This is a genomic window from Bacillota bacterium (genome assembly GCA_018333655.1).
Lineage (GTDB): Bacteria > Bacillota > UBA994 > UBA994 > UBA994 > BS524.
In genome coordinates this window covers 134,757-157,732 of sequence record JAGXTJ010000044.1, presented here as the reverse complement: position 1 = coordinate 157,732, position 22,976 = coordinate 134,757, and the positions used below count along the sequence as shown (strand labels likewise).

At 51.7% G+C, this 22,976-nt stretch carries 21 protein-coding genes, 7 tRNA genes and 1 pseudogene; 8 read left to right on the top strand and 21 right to left on the bottom strand.

Going from position 1 to position 22,976, the window contains the following annotated elements:
* Genes KGZ92_08890 through KGZ92_08880 form a run of 3 tightly spaced genes read right to left on the bottom strand, consistent with a single transcriptional unit; the run spans position 1 to position 3,182 of the window.
* The gene (locus KGZ92_08890; protein MBS3889378.1) at positions 1-798 is read right to left on the bottom strand and encodes a ChbG/HpnK family deacetylase; all 798 of its coding nucleotides are present in this window, start codon (positions 796-798) and stop codon (positions 1-3) included.
* Positions 795-2,387 carry an amidohydrolase gene (locus KGZ92_08885; GenBank protein MBS3889377.1) on the bottom strand — a complete coding sequence of 531 codons (1,593 nt, stop codon included), beginning with the start codon at positions 2,385-2,387 and terminating at the stop codon, positions 795-797. The genes KGZ92_08890 and KGZ92_08885 overlap by 4 nt, the downstream gene beginning before the upstream one ends.
* A gap of 36 nt (positions 2,388-2,423) precedes the next feature.
* Entirely contained in the window at positions 2,424-3,182 is a 759-nt protein-coding gene (locus KGZ92_08880) for a hypothetical protein (protein MBS3889376.1), read from the bottom strand.
* A gap of 420 nt (positions 3,183-3,602) precedes the next feature.
* On the opposite strand from KGZ92_08880, the gene KGZ92_08875 reads away from it, so the two are divergent.
* From KGZ92_08875 to KGZ92_08840, 8 genes and pseudogenes are all read left to right on the top strand, one after another.
* A tRNA-Pro gene (locus KGZ92_08875) sits at positions 3,603-3,680 on the top strand.
* Between the two features lie 6 nt (positions 3,681-3,686).
* Positions 3,687-3,761: transfer RNA gene (locus KGZ92_08870), tRNA-Glu, on the top strand.
* Between the two features lie 3 nt (positions 3,762-3,764).
* A tRNA-Thr gene (locus KGZ92_08865) sits at positions 3,765-3,839 on the top strand.
* Between the two features lie 81 nt (positions 3,840-3,920).
* A tRNA-Gln gene (locus tag KGZ92_08860) sits at positions 3,921-3,995 on the top strand.
* A gap of 98 nt (positions 3,996-4,093) precedes the next feature.
* Positions 4,094-4,168: transfer RNA gene (locus tag KGZ92_08855), tRNA-Lys, on the top strand.
* A gap of 5 nt (positions 4,169-4,173) precedes the next feature.
* Positions 4,174-4,259 (top strand) — tRNA-Leu (locus KGZ92_08850).
* 378 nt (positions 4,260-4,637) lie between these two features.
* Positions 4,638-5,921: an ATP-binding protein gene (locus KGZ92_08845; protein MBS3889375.1), complete on the top strand. Its 1,284-nt coding sequence runs from the start codon at positions 4,638-4,640 to the stop codon at positions 5,919-5,921.
* Positions 5,922-5,978: 57 nt separating this feature from the next.
* Positions 5,979-6,142 (top strand): annotated as a pseudogene (locus KGZ92_08840) (PhzF family phenazine biosynthesis protein).
* A 20-nt stretch (positions 6,143-6,162) separates the two neighbouring features.
* Here the strand turns inward: KGZ92_08840 and KGZ92_08835 are convergent.
* From KGZ92_08835 to KGZ92_08750, 18 genes are all read right to left on the bottom strand, one after another.
* Complete coding sequence (locus tag KGZ92_08835) at positions 6,163-6,891, bottom strand: CPBP family intramembrane metalloprotease (GenBank protein MBS3889374.1); 729 nt, start codon at positions 6,889-6,891, stop codon at positions 6,163-6,165.
* Positions 6,881-7,336 carry a nucleoside-diphosphate kinase gene (gene ndk, locus KGZ92_08830; protein MBS3889373.1) on the bottom strand — a complete coding sequence of 152 codons (456 nt, stop codon included), beginning with the start codon at positions 7,334-7,336 and terminating at the stop codon, positions 6,881-6,883. The genes KGZ92_08835 and ndk overlap by 11 nt, the downstream gene beginning before the upstream one ends.
* 85 nt (positions 7,337-7,421) lie before the next feature.
* Complete coding sequence (locus KGZ92_08825) at positions 7,422-8,498, bottom strand: ABC transporter ATP-binding protein (protein MBS3889372.1); 1,077 nt, start codon at positions 8,496-8,498, stop codon at positions 7,422-7,424.
* Between the two features lies 1 nt (position 8,499).
* Positions 8,500-9,987, bottom strand: a complete 1,488-nt coding sequence (locus KGZ92_08820; GenBank protein ID MBS3889371.1) for an iron ABC transporter permease — start codon at positions 9,985-9,987, stop codon at positions 8,500-8,502.
* A gap of 228 nt (positions 9,988-10,215) precedes the next feature.
* Entirely contained in the window at positions 10,216-11,244 is a 1,029-nt protein-coding gene (locus KGZ92_08815) for an extracellular solute-binding protein (protein MBS3889370.1), read from the bottom strand.
* A 92-nt stretch (positions 11,245-11,336) separates the two neighbouring features.
* Positions 11,337-11,765: a hypothetical protein gene (locus KGZ92_08810; GenBank protein MBS3889369.1), complete on the bottom strand. Its 429-nt coding sequence runs from the start codon at positions 11,763-11,765 to the stop codon at positions 11,337-11,339.
* 89 nt (positions 11,766-11,854) lie between these two features.
* The gene (locus KGZ92_08805) at positions 11,855-12,925 is read right to left on the bottom strand and encodes a M42 family metallopeptidase (GenBank protein ID MBS3889368.1); all 1,071 of its coding nucleotides are present in this window, start codon (positions 12,923-12,925) and stop codon (positions 11,855-11,857) included.
* 54 nt (positions 12,926-12,979) lie between these two features.
* Complete coding sequence (locus KGZ92_08800; protein ID MBS3889367.1) at positions 12,980-13,417, bottom strand: aromatase/cyclase; 438 nt, start codon at positions 13,415-13,417, stop codon at positions 12,980-12,982.
* An 11-nt stretch (positions 13,418-13,428) separates the two neighbouring features.
* A complete protein-coding gene (locus KGZ92_08795; GenBank protein ID MBS3889366.1) occupies positions 13,429-14,691 on the bottom strand; it encodes an aminotransferase class III-fold pyridoxal phosphate-dependent enzyme in 1,263 nt (420 codons plus the stop codon).
* A 123-nt stretch (positions 14,692-14,814) separates the two neighbouring features.
* Positions 14,815-14,892, bottom strand: a tRNA-Pro gene (locus KGZ92_08790).
* Between the two features lie 45 nt (positions 14,893-14,937).
* Positions 14,938-16,416 (bottom strand): stage IV sporulation protein A, encoded by a 1,479-nt coding sequence (spoIVA, locus tag KGZ92_08785; GenBank protein MBS3889365.1) that lies wholly within the window; start codon positions 16,414-16,416, stop codon positions 14,938-14,940.
* Between the two features lie 151 nt (positions 16,417-16,567).
* Positions 16,568-17,599: an NAD(P)-dependent glycerol-3-phosphate dehydrogenase gene (locus tag KGZ92_08780; protein ID MBS3889364.1), complete on the bottom strand. Its 1,032-nt coding sequence runs from the start codon at positions 17,597-17,599 to the stop codon at positions 16,568-16,570.
* A gap of 5 nt (positions 17,600-17,604) precedes the next feature.
* Complete coding sequence (der, locus tag KGZ92_08775) at positions 17,605-18,912, bottom strand: ribosome biogenesis GTPase Der (GenBank protein MBS3889363.1); 1,308 nt, start codon at positions 18,910-18,912, stop codon at positions 17,605-17,607.
* A gap of 6 nt (positions 18,913-18,918) precedes the next feature.
* Positions 18,919-20,226: a DUF512 domain-containing protein gene (locus KGZ92_08770; protein ID MBS3889362.1), complete on the bottom strand. Its 1,308-nt coding sequence runs from the start codon at positions 20,224-20,226 to the stop codon at positions 18,919-18,921.
* Between the two features lie 44 nt (positions 20,227-20,270).
* Positions 20,271-20,747 carry a DUF3189 family protein gene (locus KGZ92_08765; protein MBS3889361.1) on the bottom strand — a complete coding sequence of 159 codons (477 nt, stop codon included), beginning with the start codon at positions 20,745-20,747 and terminating at the stop codon, positions 20,271-20,273.
* Positions 20,738-21,124 carry a hypothetical protein gene (locus tag KGZ92_08760; GenBank protein MBS3889360.1) on the bottom strand — a complete coding sequence of 129 codons (387 nt, stop codon included), beginning with the start codon at positions 21,122-21,124 and terminating at the stop codon, positions 20,738-20,740. The genes KGZ92_08765 and KGZ92_08760 overlap by 10 nt, the downstream gene beginning before the upstream one ends.
* Positions 21,093-22,307, bottom strand: coding sequence for a stage II sporulation protein P (locus tag KGZ92_08755; protein ID MBS3889359.1), 1,215 nt, complete (start codon positions 22,305-22,307; stop codon positions 21,093-21,095). Before KGZ92_08755 ends, KGZ92_08760 begins: the two co-directional genes overlap by 32 nt.
* The gene (locus KGZ92_08750) at positions 22,294-22,974 is read right to left on the bottom strand and encodes a DUF1614 domain-containing protein (protein ID MBS3889358.1); all 681 of its coding nucleotides are present in this window, start codon (positions 22,972-22,974) and stop codon (positions 22,294-22,296) included. The genes KGZ92_08755 and KGZ92_08750 overlap by 14 nt, the downstream gene beginning before the upstream one ends.
* Between the last annotated feature and the right edge of the window lie 2 nt (positions 22,975-22,976).

The following is a 22,976-nucleotide window of genomic DNA, read 5'->3' as shown; positions in this document are numbered from 1 at the left end:
TCACCCCCTAAAAATATCGTATGTTACAAGCTCTATGCCGCTCTCATGTAGGTCTGCAGCGAAAGAGGGTGAACTCAACATCGTGAGTTCCTCTTCCCGATGGTAGGTGAGCGAGCTTTTGCCCAGTAGCTCGTCATCAACTCTGCCTGGATGACAGAACATTTCATAGATACCAGGGGGCAATTTCTTTAAGGCGCGCAGATGGCGCAAATCGAGAGACATGAGCCCCTGGGGATATGACAGGCCAGAGAGCCGTATAAGTTCGGCCGAACGTGCTACCTGGGGCATAAAGATGGCGTTCTGCCAGAAGCCCTGCTCTCGCCACATGTCTCGCACAGTCAACCTGCGTATCGCTGGGATGCTGTACTCCCGGGCAATCTCCATGGCTACACGCGTAAGTTTGGGCTCAAGATGCACATGATGATGGCTATCGAGGTGGGTTAGTTTTACTCCGCAACGTAAGATCCCCTCCACTTGGGCCCGCCACTCCAGATACACTTCTTTCGGCTTGGCTAACCGCGTTGCTTGCCGAAAGTTGCGCCAGAAGTGCCCCTCCTTGTTGACAAGACTTGGAACGGAATCGGGCGGCATCAAGGGAGCCCCTGCAGAGAGTACTAGGTGCACCCCTAAACTACGCTGCGGCAAGCCCTCAAGTAGTGAAAGATGCCTAGGTAGTTCGGCGCAATTGCCCATTATCGTAGTCGAGGTCACATTGTGGCGCATGGCCTCGGCAATGCCTTGGCTGACACCCCAGGTGAAACCAAAGTCATCGGCATTGATAATTAGCTGCTTCTTCATGATGGCGCATAGGCGATGTGACCCGCTACCATGGTCAAGGCGATTTTAATGTCCCTAATGTGTCGCGCCTCGACCGTCTCAACATTTTTCGCGAGGAGAACTAGGTCGGCTAGGTACTGCGGCCTAATTTGTCCTTTGCATCCCTCCATGTGCTCGGCATAGGCAGAGCCACCTGTAAAGAGAGCAACCGCCTCACGTACAGTAAGTTTCTGCTCGGGCAGCCAGCCCTCTGGCGGGTTTCCGTTGTTGTCGCTGCGGGTCACAGCGGCTGTTATGCCTGCCAACGGTGCAATAATTTCTACCGGGCAATCAGAACCCCCAGCGCAGTTTACGCCAAACTCAAGCAGGCTCCTCCAAGCATAGGCATGTCGCAGTCTTTCCTTACCAACCCTGTCTTCAGTCCAATGCAAGTCAGTGGTCACAAAGATAGGCTGAATTTCGGCCACGATATTGGCCTGCGACATTCTCTCGACCAAGTCTCGCCGCAGAATCTGGCAGTGGATAAGGCGATGACGACGCGTGGTGTCACTGCCTTGCGCACGCTCGATGGCCGTGATGGCTTGGTCTGCAGTGTAGTCCCCGATAGCGTGGACAGCTACTTGAAACCCCGCCTGGTGTGCCACACGCACCAAGTCATCAAAGGCTTCTTGTGTGTAGTAGCTAAGGCCAGTATTGTTCGGGTCATCATGGTATGGCTCACTAAGTGCTGCCGTGCGCGCCCCTAGCGACCCGTCAGCCATGATTTTAATCGTCTTTACACCTACGCGTTGCTCGTCACGAGAGTTCGCCGCGAGCATGGTCGGCCCGAAACTCATAATCTCACTTCTATCTAAATTAAAGAGCAGGTTTACACGCAGGGGCAGCGCTAACTCGTGGTACGCTCGCACTACTTCTTCCCAATCGTTCCCATTTCCATCATGGGTCTGGGCGGTGGTTATGCCATGTGACAAGGCATGCTCTGCTGCTCGGAGGAGCGCGGTCCTTATGACCTCTGGGCTGCTCTTGGGCAGAGCAGACAGGACGAAGCTCATGGCCTTCTCCCTGAGTACACCGGTCAGTTCTCCTGCCGGGGTACGGTCAAAGCTGCCTCCTTCTACATCCTCTACCCCGTCATTGATATTGGCAAGCTGCAAAGCGCGGGAGTTACAGACCAAAACATGACCACAAGCGCGAAACAAAATCACTGGGTGGTGCGGCGCGACTTCGTCAAGGTCAAAGCGGCTAGGATAGGTTGCACCGGGGTACTTGTTTTGGTCCCAGCCTCGGCCAAGAATAACCTCGTCCGCAGAAGCCTCGCGAACCCGCGCGGCAACTTTAGCCTGCAGAGCAGGTAGACCTAGAAGGTCGCGACAATCAATGTTACTCATGCTTAGCCCTAATCCCAAGAGGTGTAGGTGGCTATCATTAAAGCCAGGGAGCAATGAACCGCCTCGACCATCAATAATACGACTACCAGGCCCGGCAAAACTTAGTGCCGTGCTGTCATTGCCGACGTAGACAATTTTGTCGCCCCTTGTCACAACCGCGGCTGCCTCCGGCATACTCGGGTTCATGGTTAGAACATGGCAGTTATGAAATATGGTCTGCATTCCGTCTTGCTCCTTCAACTGATTATAGACCCTAATTTAGCAAGTATGGCTCGTAGTATGCGGCTCTAACCGCAACAATTCTACATCCTGCATCAAGCGCTGTGTGGCTGTCTCCTCACCGTAGGCGACTAGGCCTACCGCGCCTTCGCTACCACCCACTCCGCCGCTGTGCACATGTACAGCCTCCAAATCGTAAAGGATGGAAATGGCATCGATCTCGGTGATGACGGTGCCAAAGCTGACTGGAAAAAGACCGCAAGGTTGTCCGGAGCAAGCATCTAGCTCAAGCTGCCCTAGCACATTGGCAGCGTCAATCACCGACGGAATAAGTTTTTCCAGACCGATGGGTAGGACCAGATGAGCACCCAGAGAAACCAGGTGACCGATGGCAGTGCCGATAGTCCCACCATTTTTTGCTGCCACTAGAACACCGACGTTTCCATCAGCATCTAGAGCATTACCGCCCTTTATAAAGACATCTCCCCTGGCAAACTCGCTAAGTACTTCGGGCCAAGGCTGTGGGGATTCTTCGCCTTTGACGAGCACAAGCGGTTTGATGCGCTCTGCGGTAGGTGTCAAGGTCCACAGCGCATCAGTGACTATACCCGCCGTGTAACGCCATTTTTCAAGTGGCCTTCCCATCAGCTCTTCCACAATGTAGGCATTAGTCGTACCACCCGCCACAATGATCTTGCCGTGTTTCTGTGCATACTTCACCTCAGGCAGTGCGGCCACGCCGCGCGCAATCAGCCGCTTACTAGCGGCAGGAGTGAGGACAAAGGCAACCTTACGCATCTTCCCATACCTCGCTTTCATTTTCTTGATAAAGGCAATCTCGCTGCATCAGTTTGACAAAGTGACTTTCGGGTAACACTCTTACTGAGGTGAGGACAATGACGATTACACAAAGAAACTGCGCCACATGTGGGAAACAATTCGCCTACTTTTGGGGGGCCGCCATACCCGATGAGCACCTTTGCTCGCAATGCGCGTCCGGCACACTTATTATACAGAACTCACAGCCCCTTCACGCAGAGCGACAATCATAATATTATTCTGTACCAAAAAGAGCTGATGGTCAACCAAATATTGCGAAAATCATTTTTAGCTTGGCGAGAACTTGATTCGATGCTATAATACTAGAGCACTGACTGCGGTCCAAGTCGCCTCTTGACGGAAGCCGCGAAATCGTGTAAATTATATTGTGTTGCATGTCGGGGTATAGCGCAGCTTGGCTAGCGCGCCTGCCTTGGGAGCAGGAGGCCGCAGGTTCGAATCCTGCTGCCCCGACCAAAATCTGGCCCCATAGTGAAGCGGTTAACACACAAGCCTTTCACGCTTGCGACGCGGGTTCGAATCCCGCTGGGGTCACCAAATGCCGGCGTAGCTCAACGGTAGAGCAGCTGACTTGTAATCAGCAGGTTGCGGGTTCAAATCCCATCGCCGGCTCCATTTTTCTTCTCCCATCTCCCATCTAACCTCTCCCCTCTCCCCTCTCCCCTCTACCCTCTAACCTCTAACCTCTAGTCATACAGGGGCGTCGCCAAGCGGTAAGGCACGGGACTTTGACTCCCGCATGCGTTGGTTCAAATCCAGCCGCCCCTGCCATTTGAGAAGTGAGCGGCGAGAAATGATGGGCGAGAAGTGCAAAGTTAGTAATCCCACCTCTCACATCTCACATCTCACATCTAACATCTAATTTAAGTGGGCCATTAGCTCAGCGGTAGAGCACCCGCCTTTTAAGCGGGGAGTCGATGGTTCGAGTCCATCATGGCCCACCACTAACGCGAGGATGGCGGAACTGGCAGACGCGCTAGACTTAGGATCTAGTACTCAAAAGGTGTAAGGGTTCGACTCCCTTTCCTCGCACCAAATAATCTACCATCTATTGATAAAAAGATTTTTATCGGTGGGTGGTTTTGTTTTGTCTGAAAGCCCAGTAATACTGGGCTTTTTTGCTTCTTGCGTTTTGCTTTGTATCATTTCTTGGCGGTTTCAAGTGGGTTTATTTGAGGAAGTGGGGACTTGAAAACAACTGTTCTAGGATCATGGCGAGGTTGAGCCTGCGGCGCAACAAACGGAGGAGACGGTATGCCCTTTACGATATTTCGCTGTCTGTTGAATGGTAACCACAAAAAAAGATATCATATGAGAGGTGACTTCAAAGGACGAATTGATTTAGTGACAAATCGGGAAGTGTATTCTTGACAAATCGGGAAGTGTGGCACATAATATATTACGAAATCAAAAATGAGGTGCTGTATTGTGGATAAAAAATACTTACCGCGAATTGCAGATGAAAAACTGAAGCTTTCGCTGGCAACGTCCGGAGCGGTCTTGATTATCGGTCTTAAATGGTGCGGCAAGACCCGAACTGCCGAAGAAGCGTCCGCCAGCGTTTTATATATGCAGGATCCCGATCACGCGGCTGAATATAAATTGCTTGCGGACACAAAACCTTCAAAACTATTGGAAGGAAAAACGCCACGACTTGTTGATGAATGGCAGACAGCACCGGTTTTGTGGAATGCTGTGCGATTTGCCGTTGACAAACGCCGTTCACGCGGGCAGTTTATCTTAACCGGATCGGTTGTCCCTCCGGAAACAAAGGATATGCATACAGGGACAGGACGAATCAGCCGAATGGTTATGCGTACTATGTCATTATTTGAGTCGGGCGAATCCACAGGGGAAATTTCTCTGAAAGATTTGTTTGACGACAAAAAAGATATGTTCGCCGAAAGTAAAATGACTATCGAACGCATCGCTTTTATTCTCACGCGCGGCGGTTGGCCGGAAGCGGTGGGGGAAGAAAACGAAAAATATGCACTAAAAATGGTATACAACTACTTGGATGCGGTTGCGCATCAGGATATGTCACGAATTGATGATGTTGAGCGCAACCCGGATAGAGTGTATGCGTTGCTGCGCTCAATTGCTCGGAATATATCCACACAGGCAAATACGCAAACACTGTTGCGTGACCTTGTTTCCAACGATGAGGGGCTTTCTGATAAAACGATTAATGATTATATTTCTGCAATGAAGAAACTATATGTGGTCGAGGATCTTCCTGCGTGGAGCCCGCACTTACGTTCCAAACGCGCAATTCGTACTACTGCTAAGCGGCACTTTACTGACCCGTCTATCGCCACCGCCGCTCTCCGCGCCGACAGCGGAAAATTGTTGAGTGATTTTAAGACATTCGGATATCTTTTTGAATCATTATGTATCCGGGATTTACGGATTTATGCAGACAGCTTGGACGGTTCGGTCTATCACTACCGAGACCAGCTTAATTTTGAAGTGGATGCAATTATTCAACTGAAAGACGAACGCTGGGCGGCTGTCGAAGTAAAAATGGGAGCGGGAGAGATTGAGAAGGCAGCTGAAAACCTTATTAAATTCAGCGAAAATATTGATACTGCCAAAACGCCAGCCCCATCTTTTTTAATGGTACTCACCGGCACGGAATATGCTTTTCAAATGAAGAACGGCGTTTGGGTTGTTCCGGTTGGGTGCTTGAGGAATTAAGTGCTGTCGAATTATTGTTTGGATAGTGATTCCTTGACTTACAATGCCGGAAATGCTGATTATGTAAGCCGCAGTTTCGCACCAGACCGGATGTACCTGAAGATCCGGTCTGCGGTTCCGGGCATTGTCATATTGCACCGTTTTGGTTCAGTAAAAACAGGCAGCTACAACCTGTTCAACAACAAAAAGAAACAGCTTGCCCTGCGGCGAGCTGTTTTTAGTTTACCAAGTTAGGCAGCGCCTAAATACTGCCCAGTACTGTGGCTATCGCGTTTACGATAAAGTGGGCTACTATCGGTGTGGCGAGCTTGCCAGTGTGCTCATAGGCCACGGCAAAGCCAATACCACCAAAAACGGCCCAAAACCCAAGCAAATTTACTCCGTGCATCACACCGAATAGCACACTTGAAAACAATATGGCAGACCTGACACCCCAGCGCAGCCGAAGTAAGGGATAGAGCAAGCCGCGATAAAAATACTCCTCTACCACAGGGGCGAATACAACCCCGCGCAGTGCCCCAAGAAACCACGAAAAGCTAAAGACCGCATGCCCCATCACCGGGTTGTTATCAGGGAGGTAGGGCATCTGGCCACCTAGCTGCATAATGAGCACCACCACGAGCACCGGTGCTAGGGGGGCAACCCGCAGTACCAGTCCGTAAACTACGCCAACCTTCCAGAATTTCTGAAAGTCAATTAGTGTAGCCCCCAAGTAGCTAAGCGAGGGCCAAAATTCATAGTGCCGCACAAAGGGGATGAGCATGAGCAGCGACACAGCATAGACGATACTGCCCGCATCGATGAACGACAACAAGAAAGTGCGGCGCAAGATTTGCGACAGAAAAATGCTCATCACTATCTGTATACTTACATAAAGTCCGTACAGGCGCCAAAAGTCACGCCACTGCCAGTACACCTGTTTGTCATCTAGTGGGCGTCCGCCTAGGAAGGCCAGAAACTTAATCTTCACGAAAAATCCAATTGTGCAGGGCTTGATCGTAGGTTAGCAGTTCAGCTGGGGTAAAGTACAGGGCAATTTCGTAGGCGGCCGCCTCCACACTGTCGGCGGCATGTACGATATTGCGGCTCATGGTGAGGCCGAAATCGCCTCTGATGGTCCCCGTCATGGCGGCGGCAGGGTCAGTTTTGCCGATTAAACTACGCACAACTTCTACTGCACGGTGCCCTTCTACAGCCAGAGCCAGAACAGGCCCACTGGTGATATGCTCCACTAACGTCGGATAAAAGGGCTTCTCTAGATGGGCCGCGTAATGTTTGGCCGCGAGCTCAGCGCTAATTCTCTGCATCTTCACGCCCACAATTTGCAATCCTTTGCGCTCAAAGCGGGAGATCACCTCTCCCATCAACCCCCGTTGTACACCATCGGGTTTAACGAGACATAGGGTTCGTTCCAAAATGCCACCTCCTCATCACCTACATAATCTATTCTCCATGAGGTATAGCAATTCCCTTTCTGTTGGGAACAATTACAAAGGAATTTTAGCGGCGAGGGAAGATAACCACATGGGGAAGATTAACCTCGACTAGGACTCGGCTACCTACATCGAGCAGGTTGGCTGACATGCGCTGGGAATGCAAGTAGGTTTGCTCTGGCAACGCAACGCGGTAAACAGCGTCTCCACCGAGAAACCTTGCTTCCACGATAGTACCTGTGCCTAGGGGGTCGGGCGTCAGGGTAACATCGTCTGGCCTTACCATCAAGTCCACTTCCCCCTCTAGAGCGTCATATGGGGACAGAAGGGGAAACGAGCCGATGTTTGAGACTACCTGGCCCTCACGTATGGTGGCTCTAAAAAAGTCTGCCTTGCCGACAAAATTGGCGACAAAGCGAGTGGCTGGTTGGTGATAAATCTCGTAAGGTGTCCCTACCTGCTCTAGATGACCACCATTCATCACTCCCACGCGGTCAGACAAAGACAGCGCTTCTTCTTGGTCATGGGTAACCAAGATAACCGTGCTCCCACTAGCGCGGAGAATCTCCTTGGTTTCCAGACGCAGGGCATCCCTTAGTTCGGCATCTAAATTGGAAAAGGGCTCATCAAGCAAGATGACGCTAGGACAAGGAGCCAGTGTGCGGGCGAGGGCCACGCGCTGCTTTTGCCCGCCCGACAATTCGTGTGGGTACTGACCACCGCTGTTTTGCAGGCCGACTAGAGTGAGCATCTCCTGTACGCGCGATTTAATAATTTCTTTGTTCATACCATACAAGCCAAAAGCCACGTTCGCGAACACAGTAAGGTGGGGAAACAGAGCATAGTCCTGAAAGACTATCCCCACTCCCCTCTTTTCTGGTGGTATGGAGCTTTGCACAGTGGCCACGGTTTCGCCACTAATAGAGATTTCGCCCGCGTCTAGTTCCTCAAGACCAGCGAGGAGCCGCAAAGTCGTAGTCTTTCCGCAGCCAGAGGGTCCCAAGAGTGAAAAGAACTCTCCCCTAGCGATACTTAAGTCTACATCCTTGACGGCGTCGAGCTCACCAAATTTCTTATAGAGATGCGACAGAGTAACATACCCAGGGAGTAGGTCTCGCGTGGGCAAAGGACAGTGCCATGACATGTTAGTGGTCCTTTCTCATCAGTATTTGTGACGTTTGTTTTTCAGTGCGTGACGAGCTGGCATCAAGCAAAAACTTTATCGGTACTAGGCCTACGAGAACGATGATGAGGGCTGGTATCGCCGTACTGGTCCAGAGAGACTCTGATGCCATCTGCCAGACCCACACCGCCAAAGTGTCGTAGCCCATGGGGCGCATCATCACGGTGATTGGCAGCTCTTTCATCACATCCACAAACACCAAGACCGCCCCGGCGATCACCCCAGGCGTAATGAGCGGCAACTGCACCGCGAACATGACGCGCTGGGCATTGGCCCCCAAGGCTCGTGCTGCCAGCACTGTATTGGGCGAGATTTTCTCTAGGCTGGCGTCAACACTGCTGTAGGCTATGGCCATAAACCGGACGATGTAGGCATACATCAAACCCACCAGGGACCCTGTAAGGAGCAGCCCCGGTGTAAACCCCCACCAAGCGCTCGTAAAGGCGTTTATAGACCGATCTATGAACGATAGGGGTAGAAGTATGCCTACCGCAATCACCGCCCCAGGGATGGCATAGCCGATGGTTACCAAGCGGGCTAGGCTTTGTAGCGACTTCTTATCTTTGAGGCGAGACAAACTAGCGACCACTAAGGCTATTAAGACCACCAGTATCGCTGCTATAGTAGCCAAAAGAATGCTGTTCATGGCTAGCTCTACGTAGGTGGCCATGACAGGGGGCGTAATATTGGCGATTTCACGCCCAGCCCACATTAGCAGTTGCCCTACCGGCAAGCCAAAGGACGCGAATAAAACAAAAGCGCAAAATAGTGCTGCCAGCAGTCCCCGCCCACCTACAAGCCTAGTCTCTGGAAGGCCAGGCAGTCTGCCCCGTGTCTGGTAGTACTTCGTCCTGCCCCTATTTTTCTGTTCAAAAAGTAGCATCAAAAGCGAAAATATGGCGAGTAAACCTGCCAGCTCTGAAGCAGCCCCTAGGTCCATCAGTCCATGCCATACCCGCAATATTCCATCTGCTATGGTAGGAAAATTAAAGTAGCGTACAGTGGCAAAGTCAGCGAGTGCTTCCATAGCGGCCAAGGCCACCCCAGCGGCAATCGAAGGGCGTGCCAGGGGTAGGGCCAAGGCGAAAAACGCCCTTGCCCGGCTACTCCCGAGAGCTCTAGCAGCCTCAAAATGAGACCCCGTCTGCTCCTCAAAGCCTGCCTTGGCCAGCAAGAAAACATAGGGGTAGAGAGTTAGGGTCATGACCAAAATTGCCCCACCACCACTGCGAATGGGGGGAAAGTACGCCTGTGCCCCCCAGACAGAACGCACCAAGGTGTGAAAGGGCCCGGCAAAATCAAACAACGCCATGTAAATAAAGCCCATAACATAGGCGGGTATAGCCATGGGCAGAACCAAGAGCCAACGGAATTTATCCCTGCCTGGAAAGTCATAGGCCGTAATGAGCCATGCCAGACTAGTGCCCAGCACCAAAGTTCCCAGAGACACTCCTACCAAGAGGACAGCTGTATTTTGCAGGAGCAAAGGTAGAATAGTCTGTCCGAGATGAGTCCAAACCGCTAACGAAGGATGAAGTAGGGATGAAGCCACGACTAATACCGGCAGAACGACAAGTGCTATAGTAACATATAAAACCAGAGGTAAAAGGCGGCTAGGCCTTTTACCCTGGTTAACGGACGGCGGATGCCCTTGTGTATTCATACGTCAGATCCTATCTTATCTGTATCCTGCCCGATTTAGGAGCTCAACAGCGTCCTTCTGCAAACGGCCAAACTCACCCATGTTGAGGGGGTCTGTCTTAAACTCGCCAAAGGCAGCGATAATCGCATGGGGAGCTACTTCGGGGTTGGCAGGGAACTCGTGGTTAGAATCAGCAAACAGTTTTTGTCCTGCGGGGGAACTTAACCATTCGAGTAGTTTAAGAGCATTGTCGCGATTACGGGCATGGGCGGTAATGCCAGCGCCGCTGATATTGGCATGCGCTCCGCGGTCATCTTGATTGGCCCAGAAAACTCTAATGGGGAAGTTAGGATTGCCCTCGAGTAGACGACCCAAGTAGTAGTGGTTGGCAAGAGCAACATCCCCTTGCCCAGCCGCCAGTGCCTCGAGAATACGTGTATCGCTATCGATGAGCGTAGGTTCATTAGCTACCCAGCCGCGCACAATTTCCTCTGCTTGGGCAGGACCATGCGCCGCTATAAGGCTCGAAACCAATGATTGAGTGTAAGAGTGAGTTGAAGGCCTCATGACGAGACGACCTTTCCACTTGGGGTCAGTGAGAGCCTCGTAAGTCGAAAGTTCTGCGGGGGTAACCCGGTCAGGGTGGTACATAATGGTGCGTACGCGCTTGGTAAGACCGAACCAGCGGTTGCCCTCGTCGCGCAGATGGGCAGGAATATTAGCTTGCAGGGCCTGGCTAGTGACTTCTGCCAAAAGGCCATCTTGCGCAGCTAGCCACAAATTGCCAGCATCTACGGCGATGTACATGTCGGCGAGGGTATGCTTGCCTTCCGCTTGAAGACGTTGCCGCAAGGCGGCATCTGAGCCAGTGGTAAATCTAATTTCGATACCAGTCTGCTTAGTGAACTCATTAAATACAGATTCAACGCCATAGTGACGAGAAGTGTAAATATTGATGACCTGTTGGCCTGCAGTCACAGCACCGCGATTTAGCATCGTTCCGCTCACAAAAGAAACGATTAGCAGCAGCACTGCCAGCCCGATGTAGAGAACCTTCTTGTTCATGCGAACCCTCCTAATTTGTTCATTATCGTATTGATAATGATTGTCATTAACACTATAGCATCAAGTACAGGGGCTGTCAACACTACCGCGCGTTAAATATTAAGTAAACGCCCGATTGGCGTGTATAGCTCCAGCCAGTAAACCATGAAGCCTACGAGAAGAGCGACCCCTGCAGTAATTAGTGTTGCCGACAGAGCAGAACGCCGGTCAAGGGCGAGCAGCGGGAAGAGTGCGTCTCCATCTTGAGAAATCGCATTGGCCAGTAGTGCCGCAAATGGGACTAAGCCTTGGGCGTAAAGAGTAACGAAGATGATTTGTGGTCCACAGCCCGGGACGATACCTACTAGGGCACCCACGACAATGGCCGCTAGGCCTGCAGTAAGCAGTACAGACTCTATCCTGCCCTCCCCTAGGGCGTAATTGCCCCCGCCTAGGCCCAAGACGGAAAGCTCGTAGATAAGCAGGCCGACAAAGACCCACGAAATGACAAAGGCACTGACACCGCAAAAATGCCAAGTCAACCATTGTTTACGCTAAGCCTCTTGGGAAAATGAAAAGAGCCACATGCAATATGGCTCTTGGCAAAACATTTACTCCCCGAAACGGCAGGCTAATCTGCGTTCAATTCGGCTACTTTGTCGTTGTCGAGCCTCTTCACTAGTTCGACTACTAGTTTCACTGCGTGCTCATAATCATCCCGGTGGATGATCCCGTAGTGACTATGAATGTAGCGCGTAGGCACGGCAATAACAAGGCTAGGAACCCCGCGTCCGGTCACATGGATGCGTCCCGCGTCAGTACCGCCACCAGGCATAACGTCAAACTGCAGTGGAATACCTACTTCCGCAGCGACATCAATGACAAAATCACGCAGCTTAACATGTGGTATCATCGAGGCATCGTACATGAGCAGCGCTGGGCCCTTGCCAAGCTTCTCGGTCATTTTCTCGGCACCTGGCGTATCTCCGGCAATGCCTACTTCGAGGGCAAAACCTATGTCAGGATTAACTACAAAAGAGCTAGTCGTTGCACCGCGCAAACCGACCTCTTCCTGTACCGTACCTACGCCAAAGACTGTGTTGGCGTGCTCTACGTTCTGCAGCGCTTTAATGACTTCGATGAACAGTGCGCACCCTAGCCGGTCATCCCATGCTTTAGCCATGAGAAACTTTTCATTCTTCATGACCGTAAAAGTTGCGTCTGGTACAATGGGGTCCCCGGGGCGAATACCAAAGACCTCCTTGGCCTCAGTCTCATCGGCTGCACAGACGTCAATAAACATATCGTCAATATTAACGACCTTACTGCGCTCTTCAGGCGTGAGAATATGAGGGGGTTTAGACCCTAGTATGCCTGTAATATCCCCTTTTCTGGTCTTGATAGTTACTTTTTGTCCGAGCATGACTTGGCTCCACCAGCCGCCTAAAGTTTGAAATTTGACGAAACCTTCCTTGGTGACCTTGCTGACCATGAAGCCGACTTCATCCATGTGTCCGGCAATCATGATGCGGGGGCCCTCAGTGTTCCCCACCTTTTTGCAGATGATGCTTCCGATGCGATCGGTGGTGATTTCTGCTTGCCCATCCATGTAGGATCGAATTACTTTGCGAACTTCGTGTTCAAAGCCAGGCACTCCGGGGGCGTCAGTTATCTCTTTAAGTAGTTTAAGGGTTTGGTCCATTATGGTTGCCTCCTGTCAAATCTTGTCGTACATGCCTCTCTGGAACGCTACTTCCTACTTGCCTTCGCAGAGCCCTTTGATCGCCGCGAGCATGCCCTCACTGTTCTCGCGAACTTTCTTTTTTAGCAAAGGGTTAAGTAGTGTGGCCACCATGGGGATGCCAAATTCGAAGTCCACCGTGAGCACTATTTTTACGCCCTCCGTAACTTCCTCTAGAAGCCACTGGCCCTCGAACTTCTTGAGATCTCCGCTAATTTGATTGTAGGCGATCCTATATTCAGCCGGAAAAAACACATCACGCTCACGCCACCTAATCACGCGCCCATCGACATTACTTACCCAGCTACTTACAGTACTATTTTCACCGCGCTCTTCGATAGTAACGCTCTGCAGATTGGGCATGAATTTAGGATACCCCTCCATGTCAGAGACTATCTCCCAAATGCCGGAGATATCGCCCGCCACAACAGTCGAGACTTCAATAAATGGCATATCCCTACCTCCTAAATATCGTCTTTCATCTCTGCTGCTGCAGCAAAGATTTTCTCCCAGACAGCAAGCGCCAAGTCCACTTCTTCTGCAGTGATCACGAGTGGGGGCTCAACGCGAATGACCTTAGGATTATTTAGTGTGTATGCCGCTAAGATCTTGTTGTTTACAAGCTCCGAAATGGCAAAGCCAGCATAGCCCGCATCAGTGAACTCGATACCGATAATTAGCCCTCTACCGCGTACATCGGCAATAATGTCTGGGTACTTCTCTTTGGCGGCCTCTAGGGCAACTAGGAAGCGATCACCCATAGTTGCTGCTCGCGCGGGGAGGTCTTCTTCAAGCGTTACCTGAATGGCCGCTATGGCCGCTGCACACGCCAGTGGGTTGCCGCCAAAGGTAGTTGTATGCAGGAAGGGCGCCTCAATCATACCATCCCAAAGGTGCGGCCTGGCCACAATGGCGCCAATGGGCATAATCCCACCTCCAAGCGCTTTGGCCAAGCAGATAATGTCGGGCACCACGCCCTCGTGCTCTACCGCAAAAAGCTTGCCCGTACGTCCCATGCCTGTCTGAACTTCATCGACAATAAGTAGCACCTTGGCCGCATCGCAAATCTCTCGAAGCTCCCTAAGGTAACCCTGTGGCGGCACAATTACTCCGCCCTCGCCCTGTATAGGCTCGACTATAACCGCCGCGGTATGTTCATCGATCGCCTCCCGCACAGCTTGGGCATCGCCATATGGTACATGCTTGAAACCAGGAAGCAAGGGTAAAAAGGGCTGCCGAAAAACCTCACGCCCAGTTGCACTCAGTGCGCCAAGAGTCTTGCCGTGGAAGGCACCTATGGTTGAAATTATGCCTTGTTTTTTCGTGGCCAGTTTAGCGAGTTTAAGCGCCGCTTCGACCGCTTCTGCCCCGCTGTTGCCAAAAAACGAATACTGGAGATCACCTGGGGTCACTTGTGCTAGTAGCTCAGCTAAATCGGCCATTGGTTTATTTAACAGTATTTTCGTCGACATACTCATACGATCTAGTTGATCCTTGACAGCTTGAACAATCTTAGGATGAGAATGACCGGCTCCATACATACCGTATCCGCCGAGTAAATCGAGGTATCGATCGCCCTTAATATCGGTAACTACAGAGCCCTTAGCTTCCCATTCCACAGTAGCCAATCCCATGTAACGGAAAAGGCGCGATAAACCAGGATTTAAGTATTTCTCGTACTTATCAATGATTTGTTCCGCCACTAACTCAGCATCCCTATGTTCCATGGAAAATCCCTCCCTGCATCGTTTGCTCTCTCTTATTGTATACGACTACGTGCACAAATCAAGTATGGCAGAAACAACAACATAAAACCGCTGAAAGATATCAGCGGTTCACGGGAGAAAAAATGGTCGGGCTGACAGGACTTGAACCTGCGACCTCTTGCACCCCAAGCAAGCGCGCTAGCCAAACTGCGCTACAGCCCGTCGCTTGCTTATTATAGCTCAAGCGACCCGCAGTTGGCAAGTGAACTAGAGAATAATCGCGATCAGCCCGCCGCTACCTTCATTGACGATGCGTCGTAGGCATTCCCTGAGCTTCCCTTGGGCGTCGTCAGGCATGGTCAACAGCTTGTTTTGGATGCCCTCACGCACAAGGTGTTGCAAGGATTTGCCGAAGATATTGGCCTCCCACAACTTTTCCGGATTCGCTTCAAATTCGTCCACCAGGTATCTAATGAGGTCTTCACTCTGTTTTTCCGTACCCACAATAGGGGCAATCTCGCTTTCGACATCGACACGGATTATATGGAAGGAGGGCGCAGTAGCACGCAGACGAACACCAAAACGATTTCCCTGCCGAATAATCTCAGGCTGATCGAGCGCCATTTCTTCTAAGCTTGGTGGCGAAATCCCATAGCCGGCCAGGCGCGAATCCCTGTAGGCATGGCGGATTCTCTCGTATTCATGTCTGCTCACGGATAGGGTCTTTACGAGCCTAAGTATAGTGTCTTGACCTCGTACATCTTCACCAGCCGCCTCTGTCAGGGCATCGTAGTAAAGGTGCTCCGGTGTGGTAAGTTCAATCTTGGCAGCTCCCTGTGCTAGGTCGATGTCCTGCAAGACCACCTCTAACACCGCATCACAGGTGTAAAGCTCCTCGATAAGGCGGTCTATATCTCTTAGCTTTGTTACAGTTTTGACACCGTCATTTACGGCACCCTCTAGTTGTACGCGTAGGTAGTGTTTCTTGTCTAATACTTCTACCCATGTGGGGAGATTGATGTTGACCTCTTTTACGGGGAACTCATACAGCGACTCTTTAAGGACTGTCGAGATGTCCTCCTCGGTCATTTTAGCGCAATTGAGGGCCAAGACAGTGACGTTGAGCCTTTTTTCTAGCTCATTTCTCAGCTCGACGGTCTCTGGTTCGGTGGGTCGACTTGAGTTGAGGATGACCAAGAAGGGCTTGCCAATTCGCCTTAGTTCGGCTACAACTCGTTCTTCCGCCGCTACGAATTCCTCCCGCGCAATGTCAGAGAAGGAACCGTCAGCAGTAATTACAATGCCCACCGTAGAGTGTTCTTCAATGACTTTCTGCGTGCCTATTTCAGCCGCACTTTCGAAGGTGATTGGTTCGTCGTGCCACGGCGTCTGGACCATGCGCGGACCGTTTTCGTCAGCATAGCCACGGGCGCCCTTAACGGTGTAGCCCACGCAGTCCACCAAGCGTATTCTGGCGGATAGCCCAGGCTTAAGCGCCAGTTCGACCGCCTCGTCAGGAATGAACTTAGGCTCCACAGTCATGATAGTGCGCCCTGCCCCACTCTGCGGCAGCTCATCCCTAGTTCTATCCCTAACATTCTCGTCATCTATGTTAGGGAGCACCACAAGCTCCATGAACCGCTTTATGAACGTGGATTTGCCGGTACGCACAGGGCCTACGATCCCAAGATAGATGTCTCCGCCAGTTCTTTCCGCGATGTCTTTTAGTAAATCAAACTGAGCCATGAACAACCACTCCCCTCCCTTTCTCCAAGCACTGCCCCACGAGTGGAACACCAGAACACCTCGCACCAACTAGCAAGGCTTGGTCAGTAAAATATATTCAGGGAGTTTGGCGATATACCCATAGAACAGAAAAAGGTGGGGTTTCCCCACCTTAATGTGCTTCAAAAGGCAATTGCTCTTCACTTTCTGTTTTGCGGTGGCGCGTCATCAGCTCATGTACGGCCTCACGTGGATCGCGCTCCATAAAGAGCACTTCATGTAAGGCCCGAGCTATCGGTAACTCTACGCCATACTCCTTAGAGAGCCTGTCTGCCGCTCGTGTCGCATTTACTCCTTCCACCACTTGTGTTGTACTCTGCAACACAGAATGGAGAGACTGGCCTTGTCCAAGAGCTAGCCCGGTACGTCGATTACGGCTGTGTTGGCTAGTGCAAGTGACAATAAGATCTCCCATGCCTGACAAGCCGGCAAATGTGGCCGGATGCGCGCCCATGGCCTTTCCGAGCCGCACCATTTCTGTGAGCCCACGCGTCATGAGGGCCGCCTTCGTGTTATCGCCATAGCCGAGGCCTTCTGCGATACCTGCGGCGAGGGCGTAGATATTTTTCAAAGCGCCGCCCAGCTCGACACCCACCATGTCAACATTTGTATAGATACGGAAAAAGTCGGTCATGAGCGCATCTTGCACCATAGCAGCTACTGCTCGATGGTTGGCCGCGGCGACAGAGGCCGCTGGGAGCCCCTTGGCAATCTCTAGAGCATGATTAGGCCCTGAGATAACAGCTAGAGGGAAGTCTAGGCCGAGCGTATCTCCAAGTAACACTGACAGGCGTGTGCCTGAGATGAGATCGAAACCTTTTGCGGCATTAACGATTATGGTGCCCGGCTTCAAATGAGGCTTGAGCATCTGTGCTGTCGTCCCCACATACTGTGATGGCGTCGCCATAATCACTAACTCACAGTCTGCGAAAGTAGCGAAGTCGGACACAGGAACAATGTTGTCTGGTAATTGCACACCGGGTAGGTAGAGCTCGTTCCTGCCATGGAGAGCGATCTCTTCGCGCAACTTAGCTTCGCGCACCCATAGGTGCACACTGCGACTATTGTGCGCGGCTACCTTAGCGAGGGCAGTACCCCAGCCACCAGCTCCAACAATGCCAATTCTGCGCTGTCTATTATCCATGCTGCCTACTCCTTCTTCCTCGCGGCCAGCACTATGGGCGTGCCAACAAAGGCGTAGACTGCCCGCAAGCGATTTTCGAGAAAGCGCTTGTAACTAAAGTGCAAAAGTTCGGGGTCATTGACAAAGAGCAAGAAGGTAGGCGGCTCTACACTAACCTGGGTCACAAAGCCGATCTTCAGACGTTTTCCCTTTTCAGAGGGAGGGGGTGTCACCAAGGTGGCTTCGAGTATCAACTCCATGAGCGCACTGGTGGAAATCCGTTTTCGTTGTTGTTCACGTACAGAGTTGACGAGCTCTAAGATCTTTTGCACCCTCTGCCCCGTCTTGGCAGAAACGAAAATCACTGGGGCGTAGTCAGCAAACAATAGTTCCGCCTTGAGGTTCTTCGCAAAACGATCAGCGGTCTTGTCATCTTTCTCGATTAAATCCCATTTATTAACAACATAAATCAGCCCTTTGCCCCGTTCATGGGCATAGCCGATTATTTTCTTATCCTGCTCTAAAACTCCCTCCGTGGCGTCAATAACCATAAGACAAATATTGGCCTTATCGACCGCACGAAGACTGCGCACCACGCTGTAGCGTTCAATATCTTCTCTGATTTTCGCCTTCCGGCGTAGCCCCGCCGTGTCAATGAGCACATACTTATGATTGTCGCGCTCAAAGTAGGTGTCGATTGCATCACGTGTCGTGCCAGGTATGTCGCTGACGATAACCCTGTTTTCGCCTAAAATACTGTTCACCAGCGAGGATTTACCTACATTTGGTCTTCCCATGACAGCAATTTTTACGACATCAGCGCCGTAGGTTGTTTCTTCTTCTTGCGGTAAAGAAGTAATAATAGCGTCAAGAAAGTCACCCAAATTCAACCCATTAGCCGCGGATATAGGGAGTGGGTCACCTAGGCCTAAAGTGAAAAAGTCAGTCGCGTGCGGAAAGAGGTTCGGGACGTCTAGTTTGTTGACTACGAGCAGCACAGGTTTCTTAGTGTTACGCAGTAGCTGGGCCACTTCTCTATCAGCTGTTGTAACACCTGTTCGACCATCAACCATAAAGATGATAAGATCAGCCGACTCGACGGCCACCTCAGCTTGGTAGCGCATTTGCATAAGCAAGGTGTCATCACCGCCGAAAGTTATCCCGCCCGTATCAATTAGTGTAAAGCGCTTACCAGTCCATTCGACATCGGCATAGATGCGATCACGCGTCACACCCGGTGAGTCTTCGACGATCGAAATTCGCTGCCCCACAAGGTAGTTAAACAGCGTTGACTTACCCACATTTGGCCTACCAACAATAGCTACATAAGACATTGTCAATCACTCCTCTAGACCCAGGGTGTATCTTACTAGATCTCCCCCCGTAGTCGGACATATAGATATATTTACTAAAGGAAAAGCCACCTGCAAGTCTTCTACAGATAGATCATCCAAGAATCTACCTTGGCGCAGGGTCACATCTGGAACGAGAACCCGCGTTGACGGCACAATTGTCGCCTCACGCATGGCCCTCTCTATGTCTTGACCACCGAGTAGCCCCGTGACGGTGACTCCTCCACCAAACAAGAGGTTAGGCACAGGTAGCACATCTACCCATACAGGGTGGCGGGCATTGAGTTCATGCTGCAGACGCTTTAGTGCCATAGACGAAGCCATGCCAGTAACCCACAACACTCTTGTGGCGGACCCCCGCTTTCGTCGAGCAGCGGAAAGTGCCTGACGAAACTCCTCCTGAAAGAGACGCGCCAAACCGACTCCATTCTCTAGCTGTGGGTAGTCATCATAAGTGTGGGCCTGCGGAAAATCGGTTTCTGCTAAGATGTAAAATTCGTCCGCGGCATAGACCGTGGTGCGCCCAAACTTGCGGCGACAGCGTGCTCTGTACTTTTCCAGGACTTCGATCACTGCTCGTGCGCTGTCTTTGGCGAAGCCGTGAAGCAGGGGTAAGCCATGGCGATGCCCTGTCAGACCCACCGGGACCACGGCAATAGATTCAATCCCAGGGCTAAGGAGCAGCAGATCATCTAGACTACGCTCTAACTCTAAACCATCGTTTCTACCGGGCACGAGCACGAGCTGTACATGCACGGTAATGCCCCCCGCCACAAGTTGAGATAGCTGCTCCATGATGCCGGCTGCTGCCGGGTTGCCCATGAGCTCTACGCGCAGCTTCGGATTAGTCGTATGCACAGAAACATAGATTGGAGAGATGCCCTCCCGCAGTATGCGCTGCCATTCCTCATTAGTGACATTGGTGAGAGTGACAAATGAACCGTAAACAAGGGACAGCCGATAATCATCGTCCTTGATATAGAGCGAGCTGCGCATTCCCTTGGGCATCTGTCGCACAAAACAAAATTCGCAATTGTTGTGGCAGGAACAGAGTTTGTCAAGGGTGGGTGAGGCGAACTCAATCCCAATTTCTTCCCCCGACCGATGACGTATTTTAAACAGTTTTTTTTCACCTGCCAGAATGACAGCCACATGCATGGTGGGGAAGGCGAGAGCTTGCTTCCACTGAATGATGTCCCTAATTTCACCGTCATTGACATGGGTAACCACCATGCCAGGTTGTAGTCCCGCCTTAGCGGCTTCCGAACCTGGGGTTATCTTAACAATTTCGCCCACACTAAGCCTCCACATCAACCTTTACATGCCACATTATCCCCTACCTAACTAGGGGCGTCAATCCCTACCTTCCTCGCTGCCACTACGCTCTCCCAGAGGGACTGAAAACACGCAAAGTTCATGACTATGCCGTAGGCACAGAGGGGTCTGCCTAAGCAGATTAGTCCTAAGCGGCGCGATAAAAATCCCCCAACTCTAATAGGTGCAGTGACGCACTGCAGGGCGTCTACAATTAGCAGATGCTCTTCATTTAGGCCTGCCGCAACGAAGAAGAGCCGCAGCGCACTAGAGGTAGCCTTACGGTCGGGTCCTAATGAGGCAATGTAGATGTTGTTGTTCGCAGCATCTCTCCCGTAGCGAAATACCCTGCCCAAGTCAGCCGCGGGAAGACAATCAAAGTGAGGGAGAGATAAGATCTCCCTCACAGACGGTCGCCTGTCGCGCGAGAGCAGACCTAGGTGCAAGGCAGCTGCCGTTATCGAAGTATGTGAGCCGCCGTAACAGCAGTAGATTATCTCCAAGGTGCATCATGCCCATCTCTGCGCAGCTCTCCAGCAATGAGCCAGTCCTGCCGCAAGTAGGTGTAGAGAAGGGCCCTCCACTTCGCGCAGCGCCCTTCTCTGAGGTAGTGTGTACTAAAATTGTGGAGCGGCCAAATGTCTCTGGCCGTGTTAAACAGCATGTCGACTATCTCTGGGTGCTTTCCACTGCGAAAACATACGATGTCCCGTTTGCCACATCTCAGAATCACATGCTGCCCCGGTTTTTGCATTTGCACCAGGTAGCGCGGCAAGAGAAGCCCTAGCTCGCGAGGACTCTGACACAGTAGCGACAGCCCTGCCACTAGAGCCGCCAAACCATGGGAGCTATGAATCACCTTCGTCAGACGATTTGTCATCCCGCTTCGCTCCTGCTTTTTCCTTACGGCCAGACTTCATGCTAAACTCGTCAGTGACAAAATGACGCATCTTGCTGCCCATTTCTTTGAGACTGCCCGTACTCAGAAAGAGGAAGACCAGCCCTCCTACCAGCACTAAACCTAGAACGAACATCAGGCTGCTGCGTGCTGCTCCTCCCTCCCTGGCGATGCCAGCAGCATCAGCGGGAGCTGCGGCACCTAAGTAGGCAGCCAGTACGCCAGCAAGTAATTCCGCTCCATCCTTGGCTTCTTCGTGAGTGCTTCTGTAGGTGCCAAGCTCAAGCAACAAGGCTCGGGGGTGGAGTTCCTGATTGTAGCTACCCCTGCCGAAAAAAATGTCGCGCACTAGGTTGGGGTAGCGCTTGTTGGCGGCGGCCATCAGTTCTTGGGCAAACTGCTTATTGGCCCGTATGTTCGGGTTTTGTCTCCCTACTACTAAACGTATTTGGGCCAACTCATTTCCCTTGATTGTCGTGGTATAGAATCGCCGCGGCAGGGCATCGCGATGCACATCGAGAAGTGCAGCGGGATTAACAGCGCGCAACATCTCGGCGGCAGTACGCCGCGAACGCATGTAGGACCTCTTGTCATGAGGATCATGACTGCGTCTGTCTTGCTCTACTGCTACACCCTGTTTCTCTAGATTTTGCATAAAGCTTTCACCGACGATGAAAATACCGCCCTTGTCTCTGATACTAGCCTTGCCATCCGAAGGTATGTAAGACTCTGCGCTATGCGTGTGATAGAGGGCTATTCTCACTTCTTCACGCGCCTGTGTACGTAGCTGGTCCGGCAATACCCCCGTACTACCCCACTCTTCGAGAAAGGACGGAAACCATGAGGAGACTTCGCCGACAGACTCATAGCGTAAGAATCTCGCCTTAGCAATCAGCCCCTGCACTGCGACCACTTCATAGAAGCGATTATCGGCTTGTTGGTACATGTCGCCGACGACGACGACGCGAGCAGTACGAAAAATTTCCTCGCCTGAAACCTCGTCAACAACGGTAAAGTGCTGCCCATCTACTAGCTCGCATAAGATCTCAGGATGCATGGCATTGTCTAGCAGCGCCGTTCTTGACCAAATGGGTTCCGTAGCTAGAGCCAAAACAAGGCTGACGATAAGCAGCAGGTAAAGCCGAAAACCCCTATTCTTCATCATTGTCACTCCTTCCTGGCGCCTTGAGACCCTGTGGTCGATTTTCCGTTATGGGCGCGGGTCCCCCTTGAATTTTCTCACGCGTCTCACCGACAAGCTCAGCTAAGAGAACAGCTAAGAGCCCGGTTAAGACCACGGCGTCGAAGATTCCGGCCCCGCCAATCACCGTTTGCCCGGTGAAGGGGCCCATGAGGAGGAGTAGCCCATAAATTACGTCATTGAGGACGATGCCAAGTACACCGGCAATAAAGGCTCCACGCCGTGAGCGCCCGAACAGGTAGGCTGTAATTCCGGCGATGAGTGAAAAAGTGTAGATAGGGTCCAGAATCATGGTGGCGGGGTCAGAGGGCAGGAAGGCCGAAACTAAGTAGACGGCGCCGGTCGTGGCTGCCACAGCCATGACGGTGCGCCAACGCTCCTTGGCCGTACCTGCGGTGACAAAGAGATATAGACATATGGCGACAGGTATGAGCCCGCCACCCACATTGATGCTGAGGGTTCTACCCAGAGGCAAGTCGGGCAGAAGGCCCCCCACTAGCATCGCCAAGATGAGCACCAAGGCTGTTCTGTCGTCCATCTTCATGCGATCAAGCACACGCTGGGCAATGCCCGACAAGATGAGGATCGTTACTACAACCAATACCAACAGTCCTATTGGTAAACCTAACATCA

Coding starts and splice junctions, on each gene's coding strand:
- KGZ92_08890 (MBS3889378.1), bottom strand. CDS start 798: ATGAAGAAGCAGCTAATTATCAATGCCGATGACTTTGGTTTCACCTGG.
- KGZ92_08885 (MBS3889377.1), bottom strand. CDS start 2,387: ATGCAGACCATATTTCATAACTGCCATGTTCTAACCATGAACCCGAGT.
- KGZ92_08880 (MBS3889376.1), bottom strand. CDS start 3,182: ATGCGTAAGGTTGCCTTTGTCCTCACTCCTGCCGCTAGTAAGCGGCTG.
- KGZ92_08845 (MBS3889375.1), top strand. CDS start 4,638: ATGAGGTGCTGTATTGTGGATAAAAAATACTTACCGCGAATTGCAGAT.
- KGZ92_08825 (MBS3889372.1), bottom strand. CDS start 8,498: ATGTCATGGCACTGTCCTTTGCCCACGCGAGACCTACTCCCTGGGTAT.
- KGZ92_08815 (MBS3889370.1), bottom strand. CDS start 11,244: ATGAACAAGAAGGTTCTCTACATCGGGCTGGCAGTGCTGCTGCTAATC.
- KGZ92_08805 (MBS3889368.1), bottom strand. CDS start 12,925: ATGGACCAAACCCTTAAACTACTTAAAGAGATAACTGACGCCCCCGGA.
- KGZ92_08800 (MBS3889367.1), bottom strand. CDS start 13,417: ATGCCATTTATTGAAGTCTCGACTGTTGTGGCGGGCGATATCTCCGGC.
- KGZ92_08795 (MBS3889366.1), bottom strand. CDS start 14,691: ATGGAACATAGGGATGCTGAGTTAGTGGCGGAACAAATCATTGATAAG.
- spoIVA (MBS3889365.1), bottom strand. CDS start 16,416: ATGGCTCAGTTTGATTTACTAAAAGACATCGCGGAAAGAACTGGCGGA.
- KGZ92_08780 (MBS3889364.1), bottom strand. CDS start 17,599: ATGGATAATAGACAGCGCAGAATTGGCATTGTTGGAGCTGGTGGCTGG.
- der (MBS3889363.1), bottom strand. CDS start 18,912: ATGTCTTATGTAGCTATTGTTGGTAGGCCAAATGTGGGTAAGTCAACG.
- KGZ92_08760 (MBS3889360.1), bottom strand. CDS start 21,124: ATGACAAATCGTCTGACGAAGGTGATTCATAGCTCCCATGGTTTGGCG.
- KGZ92_08755 (MBS3889359.1), bottom strand. CDS start 22,307: ATGATGAAGAATAGGGGTTTTCGGCTTTACCTGCTGCTTATCGTCAGC.
- KGZ92_08750 (MBS3889358.1), bottom strand. CDS start 22,974: ATGTTAGGTTTACCAATAGGACTGTTGGTATTGGTTGTAGTAACGATC.